The organism is Marinobacter nauticus ATCC 49840 (genome assembly GCF_000284615.1).
GTDB lineage: Bacteria > Pseudomonadota > Gammaproteobacteria > Pseudomonadales > Oleiphilaceae > Marinobacter > Marinobacter nauticus.
Genome location: NC_017067.1, coordinates 3,150,793 through 3,166,829 on the forward strand (window position 1 = coordinate 3,150,793; position 16,037 = coordinate 3,166,829).

At 57.9% G+C, this 16,037-nt stretch carries 16 protein-coding genes; 10 read left to right on the plus strand and 6 right to left on the minus strand.

The features are described 5' to 3' along the window. The first annotated feature begins 4 nt into the window (after positions 1–4). The 3 genes from cobA to MARHY_RS14660 all read left to right on the plus strand — a co-directional run bounded on the left by cobA (position 5) and on the right by MARHY_RS14660 (position 3,245). On the plus strand, positions 5–865 hold the full coding sequence (cobA, locus tag MARHY_RS14650; protein WP_014422493.1) for a uroporphyrinogen-III C-methyltransferase: 861 nt from the start codon (positions 5–7) through the stop codon (positions 863–865). A gap of 38 nt (positions 866–903) precedes the next feature. After that, positions 904–2,418 carry a cytochrome D1 domain-containing protein gene (locus MARHY_RS14655; protein WP_014422494.1) on the plus strand — a complete coding sequence of 505 codons (1,515 nt, stop codon included), beginning with the start codon at positions 904–906 and terminating at the stop codon, positions 2,416–2,418. Positions 2,419–2,531: 113 nt separating this feature from the next. Continuing rightward, positions 2,532–3,245 (plus strand): Crp/Fnr family transcriptional regulator, encoded by a 714-nt coding sequence (locus MARHY_RS14660; RefSeq protein WP_014422495.1) that lies wholly within the window; start codon positions 2,532–2,534, stop codon positions 3,243–3,245. 54 nt (positions 3,246–3,299) lie between these two features. Here MARHY_RS14660 and wrbA read toward each other — a convergent pair whose 3' ends face one another. After that, complete coding sequence (gene wrbA, locus MARHY_RS14665; RefSeq protein ID WP_014422496.1) at positions 3,300–3,899, minus strand: NAD(P)H:quinone oxidoreductase; 600 nt, start codon at positions 3,897–3,899, stop codon at positions 3,300–3,302. A 208-nt stretch (positions 3,900–4,107) separates the two neighbouring features. Here wrbA and trhA point away from each other — a divergent pair, with 208 nt between their 5' ends. The 3 genes from trhA to MARHY_RS14680 all read left to right on the plus strand — a co-directional run bounded on the left by trhA (position 4,108) and on the right by MARHY_RS14680 (position 7,863). Then, positions 4,108–4,767: a PAQR family membrane homeostasis protein TrhA gene (gene trhA, locus MARHY_RS14670; protein WP_041655039.1), complete on the plus strand. Its 660-nt coding sequence runs from the start codon at positions 4,108–4,110 to the stop codon at positions 4,765–4,767. A 95-nt stretch (positions 4,768–4,862) separates the two neighbouring features. Further along, positions 4,863–6,014, plus strand: coding sequence for an NnrS family protein (locus MARHY_RS14675; protein WP_226374345.1), 1,152 nt, complete (start codon positions 4,863–4,865; stop codon positions 6,012–6,014). Between the two features lie 256 nt (positions 6,015–6,270). Then, positions 6,271–7,863, plus strand: coding sequence for an MFS transporter (locus MARHY_RS14680; protein WP_011786579.1), 1,593 nt, complete (start codon positions 6,271–6,273; stop codon positions 7,861–7,863). 82 nt (positions 7,864–7,945) lie between these two features. On the opposite strand, the gene MARHY_RS14685 is transcribed toward MARHY_RS14680, so the two are convergent. The 3 genes from MARHY_RS14685 to MARHY_RS14695 all read right to left on the minus strand — a co-directional run bounded on the left by MARHY_RS14685 (position 7,946) and on the right by MARHY_RS14695 (position 10,686). Further along, positions 7,946–8,572, minus strand: coding sequence for an ankyrin repeat domain-containing protein (locus MARHY_RS14685; protein WP_014422499.1), 627 nt, complete (start codon positions 8,570–8,572; stop codon positions 7,946–7,948). A gap of 100 nt (positions 8,573–8,672) precedes the next feature. Next, the gene (locus MARHY_RS14690; protein ID WP_014422500.1) at positions 8,673–10,178 is read right to left on the minus strand and encodes an MFS transporter; all 1,506 of its coding nucleotides are present in this window, start codon (positions 10,176–10,178) and stop codon (positions 8,673–8,675) included. 46 nt (positions 10,179–10,224) lie between these two features. After that, complete coding sequence (locus MARHY_RS14695) at positions 10,225–10,686, minus strand: universal stress protein (RefSeq protein WP_014422501.1); 462 nt, start codon at positions 10,684–10,686, stop codon at positions 10,225–10,227. Positions 10,687–10,958: 272 nt separating this feature from the next. Here MARHY_RS14695 and MARHY_RS14700 point away from each other — a divergent pair, with 272 nt between their 5' ends. From MARHY_RS14700 to MARHY_RS14710, 3 genes are all read left to right on the plus strand, one after another. Then, entirely contained in the window at positions 10,959–12,317 is a 1,359-nt protein-coding gene (locus tag MARHY_RS14700) for an MFS transporter (RefSeq protein WP_041655043.1), read from the plus strand. An 88-nt stretch (positions 12,318–12,405) separates the two neighbouring features. Beyond that, on the plus strand, positions 12,406–12,864 hold the full coding sequence (locus tag MARHY_RS14705) for an EVE domain-containing protein (protein WP_014422503.1): 459 nt from the start codon (positions 12,406–12,408) through the stop codon (positions 12,862–12,864). 77 nt (positions 12,865–12,941) lie between these two features. Continuing rightward, positions 12,942–13,763: an ion transporter gene (locus tag MARHY_RS14710; protein WP_014422504.1), complete on the plus strand. Its 822-nt coding sequence runs from the start codon at positions 12,942–12,944 to the stop codon at positions 13,761–13,763. 1 nt (position 13,764) lies between these two features. On the opposite strand, the gene MARHY_RS14715 is transcribed toward MARHY_RS14710, so the two are convergent. After that, positions 13,765–14,136 (minus strand): SirB2 family protein, encoded by a 372-nt coding sequence (locus MARHY_RS14715; RefSeq protein ID WP_014422505.1) that lies wholly within the window; start codon positions 14,134–14,136, stop codon positions 13,765–13,767. A 123-nt stretch (positions 14,137–14,259) separates the two neighbouring features. On the opposite strand from MARHY_RS14715, the gene MARHY_RS14720 reads away from it, so the two are divergent. After that, on the plus strand, positions 14,260–15,444 hold the full coding sequence (locus tag MARHY_RS14720) for an NnrS family protein (protein ID WP_014422506.1): 1,185 nt from the start codon (positions 14,260–14,262) through the stop codon (positions 15,442–15,444). A gap of 71 nt (positions 15,445–15,515) precedes the next feature. Here the strand turns inward: MARHY_RS14720 and MARHY_RS14725 are convergent, their stop codons facing one another. Then, positions 15,516–16,031 carry an SRPBCC family protein gene (locus MARHY_RS14725; RefSeq protein ID WP_023008620.1) on the minus strand — a complete coding sequence of 172 codons (516 nt, stop codon included), beginning with the start codon at positions 16,029–16,031 and terminating at the stop codon, positions 15,516–15,518. Positions 16,032–16,037 lie beyond the last annotated feature (6 nt).

The following is a 16,037-nucleotide window of genomic DNA, read 5'->3' on the forward strand; positions in this document are numbered from 1 at the left end:
CGCCATGACCACAAACCCGCGAAAAAAATGCCTGGTGGAGTTCCAGCTTGCGGAACAACCTCTGCGGCCGGGAGAAGTTGCTATTGTCGGTGCCGGGCCGGGTGACCCCGGGTTACTCACGCTGCGCGCGCTGATGCTGATTCAGCAGGCCGATGCCGTTGTTTATGATCGCCTGGTTTCCCCGCAGATCATGGAACTGGTGAACCCCCGTGCTGAACGCATTCATGTGGGCAAGGCCAGCGGGTGCCACTACGTACCCCAGGAAGAAACCAACGAACTGCTGGTGCAACTGGCCATGAAACAGCGGCGGGTAGTGCGCCTGAAAGGCGGCGATCCATATATTTTTGGCCGCGGCGGAGAAGAAGCTGAGTTCCTGGTGGACAATGACATCGATTTCCAGGTGGTGCCCGGCATTACCTCTGCGGCGGGGTGCGCCTCTTACTGCGGCATTCCTCTGACCCACCGGGATTATTCCCAGAGCGTGACCTTCGTCACCGGTCACCGTAAGGCTGACCAGACTCTGGAACTCAACTGGCCGGTACTGGCCGCACCAGGGCAGACCCGGGTGTTCTACATGGGCCTGCACAATGCACCGACCATTGTTCGCGAACTGACGGCCCACGGCCTTTCAGAAAACTGCCCGGTGGCTCTGGTGGAGCGCGGCACCACACCACTGCAACACATGACGGTCACCACCCTGAAAGACCTGGTAGACACCATTGATCGGGAAGACTTCCAGCCCCCCACCCTGATTATTGTGGGCGAGGTGGTGCAACTGGCTGACAAGCTGACCCGCCCGGCCCAGGCAGGATGGAACAGCGCCCTGACCAAGCCTGCCGTCACAGCCGGCCAACGGCCCGCCTGAACGAAAAACGTTATCTGACCAACCGGGAGCTGTAGCTGGTGAACCTGAACCAAGCCCGAGCAAACCTGACCACAACCCTGCTGATCGCTGGCGCCCTGATCGCGGGCCCGGCCCTGGCCGAACAGGCCAATAACCACAGCACAGAGACCCTTTACCTGCAGCAATGCGCGGCCTGCCACGGCCCGGACAGGCTCGGTGGCATGGGCCCTGCGCTGCTGCCCGAGAACCTGGGCCGGCTGAAAAAAACCGAGGCCGAACGGGTCATCCGGGAGGGGCGGCCAGCCACGCAGATGGCGGGCTATAAAACCATCCTTAACGATCAGCAGATTGCGGAACTGACCGATTTCATCTATCAGCCCCCGAGCCACGAGCTGAAATGGGGTGAGGCGGAAATCCGCAACAGCCGGGAAGTCAGCCACCCCCAGGGCTCACTGCCGGATGAGCCAGTGTTTGAGGCGGACCTGATGAACCTGTTCCTGGTGGTAGAAATCGGCGATCACCATGTCACTCTGCTCGATGGCGACAAGATGGAGCCCATCCACCGCTTTCCCAGCCGCTTCGCCCTGCACGGCGGCCCCAAATACAGCCCGGACGGCCGTTATGTGTACTTTGGCTCCCGGGATGGCTGGATCACCAAGTACGACATCTACAATCTGAAAGTCGTGGCCGAGGTTCGCGCCGGCATCAATATGCGCAACATCGCGGTTTCCGCTGACGGAAACTATGTGCTGGCAGCCAATTACCTGCCTCACACCATGGTACTGTTCGATGCCGCCGACCTGGAAATGCTGGACTTCATCCCGGTCGAAAACGATGCTGATGAAAGCTCCCGGGTAAGTGCCGTCTACGCCGCACCGCCCAGAGACAGCTTTATCGCAGCCCTTAAAGACATCCCCGAAGCCTGGGAGGTCACCGTCGAAAACCGTGAAGCGAAGGTGCGCCGGATGACCACCGACACCTTGCTGGACGACTTCTTTTTCGACCCCGGATACCAGCACCTGATCGGTGCTGCCCGGGATGGCAAACACGGCGTGGTGATCGACCTGGATACCGGCAAAACCTCGGCTGAACTGCCGCTGCCCGGCATGCCTCACCTGGGTTCCGGCATTACCTGGGAGCATGAGGGCCGCCGGGTAATGGCCACCCCCCACTTCCGGGCCGGCGCCATCTCCATTATCGACATGGAGACCTGGGAAGTGATCAAGACTCTGAAGACCGAAGGCCCGGGATTCTTCATGCGCAGCCACGAGAATTCCCGCTACGCCTGGGCAGATGTGTTCTTCGGCCCCAATGCTGACAAGGTACATATCATCGACAAGCAGACCCTGGAGATCGTCAAGACGCTTCAGCCGGAGCCAGGCAAGGTAGCCGCTCACGTGGAATTCGACCGCCATGGCGAGAAGCTGCTGCTGAGCATCTGGGATAATGATGGCGCCATCATTGTCTATGACGCAGATACCCTGGAAGAGGAAAAACGCATTCCGATGAACAAGCCGTCCGGCAAGTACAACGTCTGGAACAAAATTCATTACGAGGAAGGCACCAGTCACTAGTATCCAGTCTGGCCTTATCGACTGAGTAACACAGGCTTAATGGTTTAAGTCATTTAGAATGTAGCTTTCATGGTAGGATAATTGACCTAAGCTAATGCAGCCGGGGTCAAGATATGAACAGCAGTTTCAGGCCGCCCGCGGCCTCCGCACCATGCCTGCTGGGTAGCGACAGTGATGATCTGATTCATTACAGTGTCGCACCCGCCGAAGTGGCACTCCTGAATGGCCTGAGCCACGCCTTCGGTATCTGCCTGAACGAAAATCGGGATAACCCGGAGGCCCGGTTTCTCAATCATCTTGCCAGCCTGTTTCAGCAACAACGGGTAGACCCGGAAACCCCGCTGGAAAAACACGACCGTCCCTGGGGCAATGTCTATCTGGTTCAGTACGGCATCCTCCGATTGTTCCGGGAATCCCCGGCCGGCAAGGTCGCCGTCCATCATTTCTTTTCAGAGGGTGACCTGATCTGGCCGGTCTTTGGTCGCAGCCGCACGGTTCGCAATACCTTATGCCTGACCAGTGTTCTGCCTGCCACCCTGTGGGTAGCTGATTTTTCGGCGTTCCGTTCGGCCATCCAAAGCTACGGCGATGGCCAATGGCACAAGTTTGCCCTGGTACTGACAGAGGAAATCGCAGAACTGACCAGCATGCGGGAATACCGAAAACACACCATGTCGGCCCGGGAACGCTACCAGCTGCTGCTGGAGGAATATCCGGAGCTGGTCAAGCGTGTGCCGGATAACCAGCTCGCTTCCTGGCTGGGTGTGGTGCCAGCCACCTTCTCCCGCCTCAAGACCGCCTTTGCCAATCAAAGTAAAAACCCATAAAAAAGCGGCGGAACTCTGTCCGCCGCCAATACCTGAGTTCACTTCCTGCTGCAATTAACCGTGCAGCTTGATCGCCAGTTCCGCCACGTGCTTGCCCTGGAAACGGGCAATGGCCAACTCTTTCTCACTGGGCTGGCGGCTACCATCACCGCCGGCAATGGTCGAGGCGCCATAGGGCGTGCCGCCGTTCACTTCTGAAATATCGAAGAATTCCGGTATGCCGTAACCCAGCGGCACCAGCACCATGCCGTGATGAGCAAGAGTGGTCCAGAAGGAGGTAATAGTCTGTTCCTGACCACCGCCGGTGCCGGTGGAGGTGAAGACGCTGCCGACCTTGCCATGGAGCTTGCCCTCAGCCCAGAGGCCACCGGTCTGGTCCAGGAACGTACGCATCTGGCCGGCCATGTTGCCGAAGCGTGTCGGGGTACCGAAGATAATGGCGTCGTAGTCTGCCAGTTCTTTCGGGTCCGCCACCGGGGCGCCCTGATCGGCCTTGCCACCGGCATTCAGAAAGGCTTCATCGGCCATGGTCTCCGGAACACGCTTGACAACAACATCGGCCCCATTAACACCGCGAGCGCCTTCGGCCACGGTATTGGCCATGGTCTCGATGTGCCCGTACATGGAGTAATAAAGAACAAGAATTTTCGCCATCGCAACAATCTCCTGTGTGTGCGTTCGATGATTCAAAGCCTAACTGCTCTGTCGGCAAGACAAAAACGGAAGTTTTCCGGCAGGTCTTTCAGTTTTTCTGAACGAAGTCACAGAATGTTCATGGGCCACGATTTGCGTACACTTGTACGCTGAAATACCCTATACTTTCGTTGAATCGCAATTTCCCCATAAGGCAATTATCCAAACCATGACGCACAGCCAGCCAGATTCCGTTCATCACAGGATAGAAGAGTGGATTAACAGCGCCACCCACGGTATTGGAGCCCTGCTGAGTGTGGTAGGGACGGTCGCCCTGATCGCAGGCGCCAGCCAACTGGGGGATGTCTGGAAGATTGTCAGTTTCAGCGTATTCGGTGCCTCACTGATTCTGTTGTACATGGCGTCCGCGCTCTACCACGGCGCCCGCCATCCGCGCCTGAAAACGGCCTTCAAGACCCTGGATCACTGCGCCATTTTCCTGCTGATTGCCGGTACCTACACACCCTTTCTGCTGATCAACATGCGTGGCACCACCGGCTGGACCCTGTTTGCCGTCATCTGGTCCCTGGCGCTGACCGGCGTGGTACTGAAGGTGATCTTCAAAAACCGTTTCAAACTGGCACGGGTAGGTATCTACATTGCCATGGGCTGGCTGATCACCTTCGCGTCATCCGACCTGGTGGCCAACCTCAGTGAGACGGCTCTGCAACTGACCATCGCTGGCGGCATTGTCTATACCGCCGGTGTAGCCTTTTACCTGGCCGATCGCATCCCTTACATGCACGCGGTGTGGCACCTGTTCGTCATTGGCGGTAGTGCCTGCCATTTCAGCGCTATCTATTACGGGGTTCTTCCTCATTCCGTCTGAATGCGTGGCCGTCACGCACCGTTAGCAAAGCATTGACCACAACCCATCCAACGTTGACACTCCGACTCAGTCGACTCATTACTCCGGATGACATTGTGGCACGCTCAACACAACCCAATATGCACAGCTTTTGGCTGTTTTTCCCGGCGGCCTCGCTCTGGGCGGCTACTGTGGTTCCATTGTCCATCTACGCAGCGCTATCCGGCTATGGGTGGCCCCCGGGGCTGATTGGTGCGGGCCATGGCCATGAGCTGATTTTTGGTTTCGCACTGGCATTGATCGCCGGTTACACACTGGGGCCGCAACCCCGACGCGCCCTCGTTCTGCTCTTTGGGCTCTGGTTAGCGGCCCGGCTTGCCTGGCTGCTGGCACCCGAAACGCTCTTCGCACAGTTACTCAGCCCGGCTTTTGCGTTGCTGCTGGCATGGCACGTGGTGCCGCGGTTTCAGGCGGCCAAGAAATGGCGCAACAAAATTGCCGGCCCGCTGATTCTCGTACTATGCCTGATGGCTTTGATCTACTTTCTGACAGAAACCGGCCTGCCGTTGCCGGACACCCGCCGACTGCTACAAACCACCATCCTGGGCCTGCTACTACTGATGACGTTTATGGGCGGAAGGATTATTGTACCGGCCGTGGCCGGGTCTCTGGAGAAACGGGGCGTCCCCCTGGAAGCTCGGGTACAACCCCACATAGAAGGAGCGCTGCTGGTCGTCCTGCCAATCGCCATGGCATTGATGCTGTTCAGTGCCACCGAACAACTGGCCGGCGCTCTTCTTCTCGCCGCCAGCGCACTTGTCGTTACCCGGATTGTCCGCTGGAAGCTCTGGCACTGCAGTAACCGGCCCGACCTGCTGGTGCTGGCCCTTGGCTATCTGTGGCTGGCCATCGGCTCGGCGTTCGCAGGCACTCACCTGCTGACCGAACGGCCGGCTCTTCCCGCGCTGCACCTGATTGTGGTCGGAGCGCTGGGGACACTCTCGGGGAGCGTGATGCTTCGACTGGCCTGGCAGCGGGCACGCCGGACATTTCCGCCAGCATGGCAGGTTACCGCCATCGCGATACTGGTGGCAGCCGCCACCATAAGCCGCTACCTGGCGGGGGCCACGCCCTACTCCCAACCTGAACTTCTATGGTTCTCTTCCGGCTGCTGGGCTCTGACCTTTGCAGGCGTCGCCGGTCAGGTCATGGCCCTATATCCGCTTGCGCAAAAACCCGGCACGGCCCGCCATAGCCACCGGAAATGATTGGCTACCTCTACTGCGCCAACTCGAAAAGCAACTACTACCTACGGCATACCACCAACATAACCTTATGTTTTAAAAGGCCTTTAAAGCAGGCCGCGCCTTTCGAAAAGAAAGCCGGATTGGTAGATCACCTTGCCGACAACCTTCCTTGATATTTATCAGGAATGAAATACCCACCTCGTTTGCAAAATGACTCCAACGCCGTGACAGCCACTGATTCCGGTGGCTCCGGGTCTAAGAAACGAGGAGCTTAACCATGGCAAAAACCAACGCCGACATTGAACACTGGGATGTCGAAAGTGAGGAGTTCTGGGAGCGGGAGGGCAAGAAAGTCGCCTCCCGCAACCTGTGGATTTCTATACCCAGCCTGCTGATGGGATTCGCCATCTGGCTGATGTGGGGAATGATCACTACCCAGATGAAAAACCTGGGTTTTTCTTTCACCGTTGAACAACTGTTCACACTAACGGCTATTGCCGGTTTGTCCGGTGCAACCCTGCGAATTCCTGCGTCGTTCATGATCAAGATTGCCGGCGGCCGCAACACCGTTTTTCTGACCACGGCATTGCTGATGATCCCGGCGTTCGGCACCGGCGTCGCCCTGATGAATCCAGACACACCGTTCATCGTGTTCCAGGCGCTGGCACTGCTGTCCGGTATTGGCGGTGGTAACTTTGCCTGCTCCATGAGCAACATAAGCGCGTTTTATCCCAAGAGTAAACAGGGTTACGGGCTGGGCATGAACGCCGGCCTGGGCAACTTCGGCGTGACCACCATGCAGATTCTGATCCCTCTGGTGATGACCGTCGGAGTGTTCGGCGCCCTTGCCGGCGACCCCATGCAGCTGCAAAGCCCAAGTGGCACTCTGATTGGGCGCATTGAGGCCGGCACCGACACCTGGATCCAGAATGCAGGCTTCATCTGGTTGGTGTTTCTGATTCCGCTGGCCTTCGCGGGCTGGTTCGGCATGAACAACCTCAAGGTGGTGACTCCCAATCCTGGCAGCCCAATATCAGCATTCGGCAAGATACTTGGCCTCTATGGCGTTGGTCTGCTGACCTCTATCGCCGGCGTCTGGGCCCTGTCAGTCATGAATATGTGGCTGGCCCTGCCCATCACCATCGTGCTGACCGTGGCGCTGCTCAGACTGATCCCAGGTGACATCAAGCCCAACATAAAGAACCAGTTTGCCATCTTCAGCAACAAGCACACCTGGTCCATGACCGTGCTTTACATCCTGACTTTCGGTTCTTTCATCGGCTTTTCTGCCGCCCTGCCGCTGTCCATCAGCGTCATCTTCGGCAACATGATGGAAGTCGGAGCGGATGGCGCCATGACCCGTGTAGTCAACCCGGATGCACCCAGCGCTCTGACCTGGGCCTGGATGGGACCATTCGTCGGCGCTCTGATTCGTCCGGTCGGAGGCTGGATTTCCGACAAGATGGGCGGTTCCATCGTTACCCAGATCATCTCGGTGGTGATGGTTGTCGCTTCGGTCGCCACCGGCTACGTGATGATGCTGGCCTACAACTCAACTGATCCGAACAGCTACTTTGCCCTGTTCCTGATCCTGTTCATTGTGATGTTCGCCGCCAGCGGTATTGGCAATGGCTCCACCTTCCGCAGCATTGGTTTCATCTTCAACCAGCAGCAGAAGGGCCCGGTACTTGGCTGGACCTCAGCAATCGCCGCCTACGGCGCGTTCATCGCTCCTCGGGTGATGGGCCAGGAAATCCAGGCCGGCACCCCGGAAGTGGCCATGTACGGGTTCGCAGTGTTCTATGCGGTGTGTCTGGTGGTTAACTGGTGGTTCTACCTGCGCAAGAACGCCTACATCAAGAATCCGTAACAGCAAGAATCCAAGCGTTAGACCTCTGCTTGCCGGCCCCACAAGGGCCGGCTTTTTTATGGCGGCAGGGAACGACCAATGATCAGCGTTTCTCCGCGGCTTCGGGCTCACAACCCAGAGCAGTGAGCACCTGCTGCATGGGCTCCCCCTCCCCGGCACTTGCCTCCAGCGCCAGATCCCTGGCGCTCTTGCCCGATTTATTAACCAGCTCCGGATCTGCCCCGGCAGAGAGCAGCAACCGAACCAGTTCCGGATTGCGGTTGCGCACAGCCATCATCAGCGCGGTCTGCCCGTTTTCGTATTCCTGGATGTCAGGATCGGCACCTCTGGTCAGTAGCAGGCGTACAGCCTCCGGACGGCTGGCAATCACCGCCCCCATCAGAGCCGTATAGCCGGTTTTTTCCGTATGGTTTATATCCGCGCCATGATCCAGCAGGAAGGCAAGAATATCCGTATGACCACGGGAGGCAGCCCTCATCATGGCCGTCCACTTGCAGTCGTCCCCTGCGTCAACCCGGGCCCCACGCTCGACCAGCTCGGCAACCCGGTCAGTCTCGCCCTCTTCCGCCGCCACAATCAGGGGAGTTCTACCCCTGCTGTCACGGGCTTCCAGATCTTCGCCTTCACCCAGGAGCTGCCAGAACCCGAGTAACAGAGCCAGCGCCGACACTGCCCCCAGCAGCCCGGGCCAGCGTTCCCAGAACCCCATGATCCCTCTCCTGCTGCAACCACTTGCCCCCGAGCATACAAAAAACCCGCCGGGATTGCTCCGCGGCGGGTTGTCACAGTTCCTTTTTGGAAGAAAGGTTCTACCGTGCTGTCTGGCTGGCCAACCGCTGACGTTCCTCTTCTTCAATCTGCAGATCAACAGAAGAAACGTGGTATTCCTCGGAGAAACCGCTCTCAGGTTCCTTCAGCCACATAATACACAGCACCCAGCTGACAAAGGCCCCAGCTGCGATGATGAAGAAGAACTGGGTCGGGGTGACAAAAGTGAAGATGGTCAGGTAGACCACCGCACCTACGTTGCCATAGGCACCAGCCATACCAGATATCTGGCCGGTCAGGCGACGCTTGATAGAGGGGATGATGCCAAAGGTGGCGCCTTCTGCACCCTGTACGAAGAAGGACGTGAACACAGTGATCGCCACTGCCACAATCAACGGCCAGTTGGAATTCAGTAGCCCCATAAGGCCGAATCCTACCGCAATACCGAACATGTAGCTGAGCATCACGAAACGGCGGTTCCCCATGCGGTCAGATACCAGGCCGCCCATCGGACGGGCCATCAGGTTCACGAAGGCGAAAGATGCCGCAATCAGCCCGGCTGCCGTTGCACTCAGACTCCAGGTCTCTTCGAAGAACATTGGCAGCATGGAGACCACAGCGAGTTCCGCGCCGAAGTTGGCGAAGTAGGTGCTATTCAGGGCTGCCACACTGTTGAACGGGTATTTGTCGTCCTCAGGCACGCCTTTCTTAAGGATGGGGACGTTCACCCGCAGGATCTGAATAATCTGATAGCAGACAATGGCGAAGATTACCGCGTAACAGATAGCGGCCCCGGTGGCAGACAGGTACCCCATGTTCTGGATACGCCAAACCAGAATAGCCAATACCCCGACCAAAGGAATGGTCCACAGGATCAGCTTGACCATATCACCCCAGGTGCTGACTTCCAGTGCCACGGCCTTGCGGGGTTTACGATGCACGGTACCAGCAGGGCCGTCGGTAATCGCGAACCAGTAGTAGACGCCGTATGCCGCCATCACGATGGCGCTCTGGGCGATGGCCCAGCGCCATCCGTCTTCACCGCCGTACATGGTAATGGCAATGGTCGGCAGTGACATGGCCGCCGCCGCAGAACCAAAGTTGCCCCAGCCCGCATAAAAGCCCTCTGCAAAGCCTATGTCCTTCGGCTTGAACCACATGGCCGTCATATGGATACCAACCACAAAGCTGGCACCGATGGAGCTCAGCACCAGGCGACTGACCAGCAACTGAGACATGGTGTTACCGAAAGCAAACACCAGTGCCGGTATGGCCATCACCACCATCAGCACCGAAAATACCCGCCGCGGTCCGAAGCGGTCCAGCGCCATACCCACGATGATGCGGGCAGGAATCGTCAGCGCCACGTTACAGATGGCAAACAGGCGCAGGTCGTCCTTGGTCAACCAGTCCACGCTTTTGAGCATGCTGGACGCCAGTGGCGCCATGTTGAACCAGACATAGAATGTAATAAAGAAGGCAATCCAGGTCAGGTGTAGTGCCCTGATTTCAGGATTGCGGACGCGGAATACGTCAGCGACTTTCATTTCAGCCTCCCGGGGCTAAGACAATGGAAACAGGTAATCCCGGCCATCAACGGCTGGGCAGAATCAGAAGTGGGCACTGGATCCGGCGAGCCAGGAAGGAGCTGACGCTGCCAAACGTCATGTAATCCAGTTCGTCCACGAAATAGGTCAATGATCGGGCAATGAAGCCGCCGTCAGGCTCATGACTGTGACGAGCGATGACCAGCATGTCTGGCCGTACCTTCTTCTCTGCGGCAAACAGCAGGCTCTTTCGGGCGTCACCCTCCAGCATCAGGGTCTCAGCGCTTACCTGCTCGCTTTCACACAGTTCCAGCGCTTCCTGCAGGTGCTGTTTCAGCTCACCAACTTCTTCCTGAAACAGGTCTTCATTGCCGGAGGTGATGTCGCGTGGGTTTTCTGCCACCGCAACCAGCGTGATTTTTGGCTCCAGCCGCCGAAACATGGTGATGGTCTGGGCCAGCGCCAGTTTCGCGTTTCGGGAACCGTCGTAGGCAATCATGATGTTCATGGGGTTCTCCCGGTATCACACCCCCCAAAACGGAGGCATTCGAGTTGATATCAGTCAGCATTACCCCATAGCACCCAGCTGCCATAATTGATCTTGATCAAGCCTGAACTCGCGTACCCCACCAGAGAAAGCCCCGGAATATCACCTTTCCCGGGATAGTGACCATTGACCTACCCCCTTTGCACCCAGCAGGAGGTACCTCTAATGCGTCGGCCCAGAAATCCGGCTTTTTGGTATGGTTTCAGAGGAGAGTTATCTGGCCAGGAGAGACCATGACGAGCACGCCCGCAAAAGCTCAGCAATATCGGGCATTGGGCCTTTCTACCTTTGCCTTCACCCTTTGTTTCGCCGTCTGGACCATCTTTTCCATCATCGGCATTCGCATCAGTGAAGAGCTGGCGCTGTCCGACACCCAGCTGGGATTGCTGATGGCCACGCCGATTCTTACCGGCTCCATCAGTCGTTTATTCCTGGGCATCTGGACCGACCGTTACGGCGGGCGCTGGGTGTTCGGTGTTCTGATGCTGACCACGGCGGCCTGCGTGTATCTGCTGACCTTTGCCACCACCTACGCCATGATGCTGGTCGGGGCCCTCGGGGTGGGCCTGGCCGGCGGCGCTTTCATTGTCGGGGTGGCCTATACTGCGGCCTGGTTTGAACCGGCTAAACAGGGTACAGCACTGGGAATTTTCGGCGCCGGCAACGTCGGTTCTGCCGTGACCAACTTCGGCGCCCCGTTTCTGCTGGTAGCCTTCGGCTGGGAGAAAACCGCGCAGATATACGCAACGGTGCTGGCCATCATGGGTATCGCCTTCCTGCTACTGGCAAAAACCGACCCGCTGGCCGAACAACGCCGAAACGCCGAACAGAAATCGTTTGCCGAACAGATGGCGCCGCTCCGAGAGCTTCGGGTGTGGCGCTTTGCCCTGTACTATTTTTTTGTGTTCGGCGCCTTTGTTGCCCTGGCCCTCTGGCTTCCCCATTACCTGATCGGCGTTTATGGTCTGGACATCAAGGCCGCCGGCATGATCGCCGCGCTCTATACCATCCCCGCTTCCCTGTTCCGCATCCTCGGGGGCTGGCTGTCGGACCGCTACGGCGCCAGACGAGTGATGTACTGGACGTTTATTGCCTCAGCAGTCTGTACCTTCCTGCTGAGCTATCCACCAACCCGCTATGTGGTACATGGCATCGAAGGGGATATCCATTTCACCCTGGCCATGAGCCTGCCCATGTTCGTGGTGCTCACCTTTATCCTCGGTTTTTTCATGTCGCTCGGTAAGGCGGCCGTCTACAAACACATTCCGGTGTACTACCCGATGCATGTGGGGGCCGTCGGCGGCGTGGTAGGAATGATCGGGGGCATAGGTGGTTTCATTCTGCCGCTTACCTTCGGCGTGCTGAACGACATAACCGGCATCTGGCAAAGCTGCTTCATGCTGATGTTCGCCATTGTGGCGGCAGCCCTGGCCTGGATGCACTACGCCATCCGCAAGGCGGAACGGGTGGAATGGGCGGCCCAGACCGAGCAGACCGATCTGCCGGAACTGGCCTCCCCGCAGTTGTTCTATCCCATGAACCGTCATCCGGTAGCAGATGCCGCCATGCGGAACTCCGACCAACACGGGTAAATGCCCCGGCCACCGTTTCGTGCTTTATGCCCCGCCTGCGGGGCTTTTTTGTATACTGGCCCGACAATGATCGAGTGGAGTCCCGCTGGTGGCAAAATGGCTGGTTAAAACCGAACCCTCTGAATGCGGCATTGATGATTTTGCCCGTCAGCCTGAGGGTGTTATTCCCTGGGATGGTGTGCGCAATTACCAGGCCCGCAACTTCCTGGCAAAGATGCAGGTGGGAGATCTGGTCTTTATCTATCACTCCAGCTGCAAGCGCATAGGCATTGCCGGTATTGTTCGCGTAGTGAAGTCCGCCTACCCGGACCCGAGCCAGTTCAACCCGGAGTCTCCCTACTACGACCCGAAAAGCACTGCAGAAAATCCTCGCTGGCAAGCGGTCGACCTGCAGTTTGAACGGAAACTGCCGGCATTGATCTCTCTGGATACACTCAAAGCCATGCCGGAGCTCAGTGAACTGCCTCTGGTGCGCAGAGGCAGCCGACTCTCGGTCATGCCGGTCAGCGATGCCGAGTGGCAGCAAATCCTCCACCTGGTCGATTAAACTCAGATCACAGACCTACCACCGCCGGCTCCGGAGCTTTAGAATTGCCGCGTTTCAATTCTCCCGGAGCCGTCGAGATGTCCATGGACATGAATCCCGCCAGCAGCTTTGCCCAGCTCAAGCGCATTGAATCGAGCAAGGTGTTCCAGACTGTTGTTATCGCCATCATTATTCTGTCTGCCCTGACCATCGGCGCCAAAACCTATGATCTGCCACCTCTGGTGGAACAGAGCCTGTCGGTGATGGACAACGCCATCACCCTGTTCTTTCTGGTGGAAATCCTGTTCCGGTTCGCCGCCTGCCCACTCAAACGCCGCTTTCTCATGGATGGCTGGAACCTGTTCGACACCATCGTGGTGATCGGCAGCCTGATCCCTCTGGACAATTCCGAGGCGGTGTTGCTGGGCCGGCTACTGCGGGTATTCCGGGTGCTTCGACTGGTATCAGTGGTGCCCGAGCTGCGCTTTCTGATCAACTCGTTGCTCAAAGCCATTCCACGCATGGGCTACATTGCCCTGCTGATGTTCATCATCTTCTACATCTACGCTGCCATGGGCTCCATGTTCTTCGCCAGCGTTGACGAAACACTCTGGGGCGATGTCGCCATCGCCATGCTCACGCTGTTCCGGGTTGCCACCTTTGAGGACTGGACCGACGTGATGTATGCCACCATGGAAGACTATCCCATGAGCTGGTTGTACTACCTGACCTTTATCTTCCTGACGGCCTTTGTGTTCCTGAACATGATGATCGGGGCAATATTGGAGGTAATGAGCGAGGAGCAGAACGCCAAACAGGCCCAGAAGGCCCACGATGAGCGGGATGAGATTGCCCGTCAGCTCCGGGCTGTACAGGAACAGCTGCAGGAACTGACGAAGCAGGTCAGCGAGAAACGCTGATTCAGAATGGCTTGGCCATGGCCAGATGGAAAATAGCCGTCACCTGCACCAGGGCAAGTACCGCCGCCACAATGCGTGCGGGCTTGCCCACAGTGGTTTTCAGCGCAAACACCCCGGCAATGATGTAACCGAACAACAACACGATCTTGGTGATCAGCCAACCGGGCATGGCTGAGGCATAACCGGCCACAAACACCAGTGCAATGGCCGCGACCAGAAGGATGGTGTCATTGATGTGGGGAATGAACCGTAGCGGCGTCTGGCGCCAGCCTGGTCGCCCGACCGCATCAAGCAGTAGCCGCAGGGCAAACAGCGTGATGGTCAGGTAGGCGGTGGTCATGTGCAGGTGCTTCAGGATCATGTACGACGTCATGGAAGTTCCTTTGTTAACAAACGGGTTGCGGCCATTGTACGCAAACTACCCCCAAGCAGGTATGGTTAATACAGGCGCGAAGGTTTAACATATACTCAGAATACATGTATATGGGAGACATCTATGCAGGCCATACCGACTTCCCCTGAACGGGCGTCTGCCAGCCTCAGCCAACTCTTTTCCTATCCTTTCCGGATTTTTTTCCTGTCCATGACGGTACTGGCCATTGTTGCCATCCCGGTATGGGTCCTGGAAGTCACCGGCGTGGTTCAACTGCCACTGGCCCTGCCCGCCCTGTTCTGGCACCAGCATGAAATGCTGTTCGGATTTTTGTCGGCAGCCATCGCAGGCTTTCTGCTCACCGCCGTGTGCGTCTGGACCCAGACCAACCGAACCCACGGTGCACTGCTTGCAGGTCTCTGGAGCGTCTGGCTGGCCGGTCGCCTGTTGCTGGCCTTTGGCGGCAACCTGCCGGACTGGCTGGTACAGGGCGTAAATCTGGCGTTCCTGCCCCTGGTGATGATCGATGCCGGCTGGCGAGTGTGGAAGGCCCGCCAGAAGCGGCAGCTGATGATTCTGCTGGTCCTCGGACTGCTCTGGCTGATGCAGATCGGCTTTGTTACCCGCCTGGATATGGCGTTCAGCTACGGAGCACTGATCATGGCCATGGCGCTGATCAGCATCATCGGAGGCCGGATTACCCCTGCGTTCTCAGCCGGATGGCTTCGCCAACGAGGCGGCAATGCCGAGGCAGTCAAGATGATTCCGGCACTGGATATGGCGGCACTGTTCTCCATGATCCTGCTGATGGCATCCCTGGTGACTGGCTGGCAAACCGTCACCGCCGTCATTGCTGTGGTTGCTGCATCGTTGATGCTGGTGCGCCTGTATAACTGGAAAGGCTGGCTGGTGCGCAAAGATCCCTTGCTCTGGATTCTGCACCTGTCCATTCTCTGGGTGCCGGTTGCACTGATCCTGCTGGCAGGCTCTTTGGTGGCCGGATGGCCAACCAATGCCTGGAGCCATGCCGCCGGTACCGGCGCCATCGGCTGCCTGATTCTGGGCGTGATTGCTCGCGTGTCACTGGGCCACACCGGCCGCCCTCTGGTGCTGCCAAAGGGCATGGTTCTCGCGTTTGTAGCCATACAACTGGCTGCGGTTGTTCGAGTGTTGACTGCCTTGAACCTGATTCCCTGGCACCCCGGCATTGGCACCAGCACCCTGCTGTGGATACTGGCCTATGGCCTGTTTCTCGTACGTTACACTGGCATTCTGGCCAGCCCCCGGCCCGACGGGCGCGAAGGCTGATCCGGTTGCAGATACAAAAGGCCGGCTCGGGGCGTAACCGAGCCGGCCTTTCTGTTTTCAGCGACAGAACTTTAAGCCGCCAGCTTCTCTTTTAGCAGCTTTTCAAAATGGGAGCGAGCCGCACGGAACCGGGCAGCCGGAAAGTGAATGCTGATACCTTCCAGTGCCGCCATCAGCATTTCCAGATGGGCATCCCAGCCGGCGCAGGCAATGGGCACCACCTCATCGTCCGGTAACGACAGCGTCAGGCAAAGCCGGGTACAGACTCCTTCCCGCAGCAATTCCCAGGTCAGCGGCCGCTCGGGGGCATCGCCGGAACTCCAGGAGTAGGACAACAGCCGGTGAGGCCGGCAGGCGGTAATGGTACAGTCGATTGGCATGCCACTGTTGCCAAAATCCAGCTGAACCCGGCCACCTTCACGAGCCTCCAGAGACCCGGCAGCCAACCAGTTGGCCAAATGCACCGAATCGGTCAGCATATTCCAGACAGCCTCCGGAGGATGTTCCAGCAACCGTTCCAGGTGTACCAATACCCGACCCGCCTCGAACCGGATTTGTCCATCGATGAATTCCTCATCCGCAGACATAGGCCC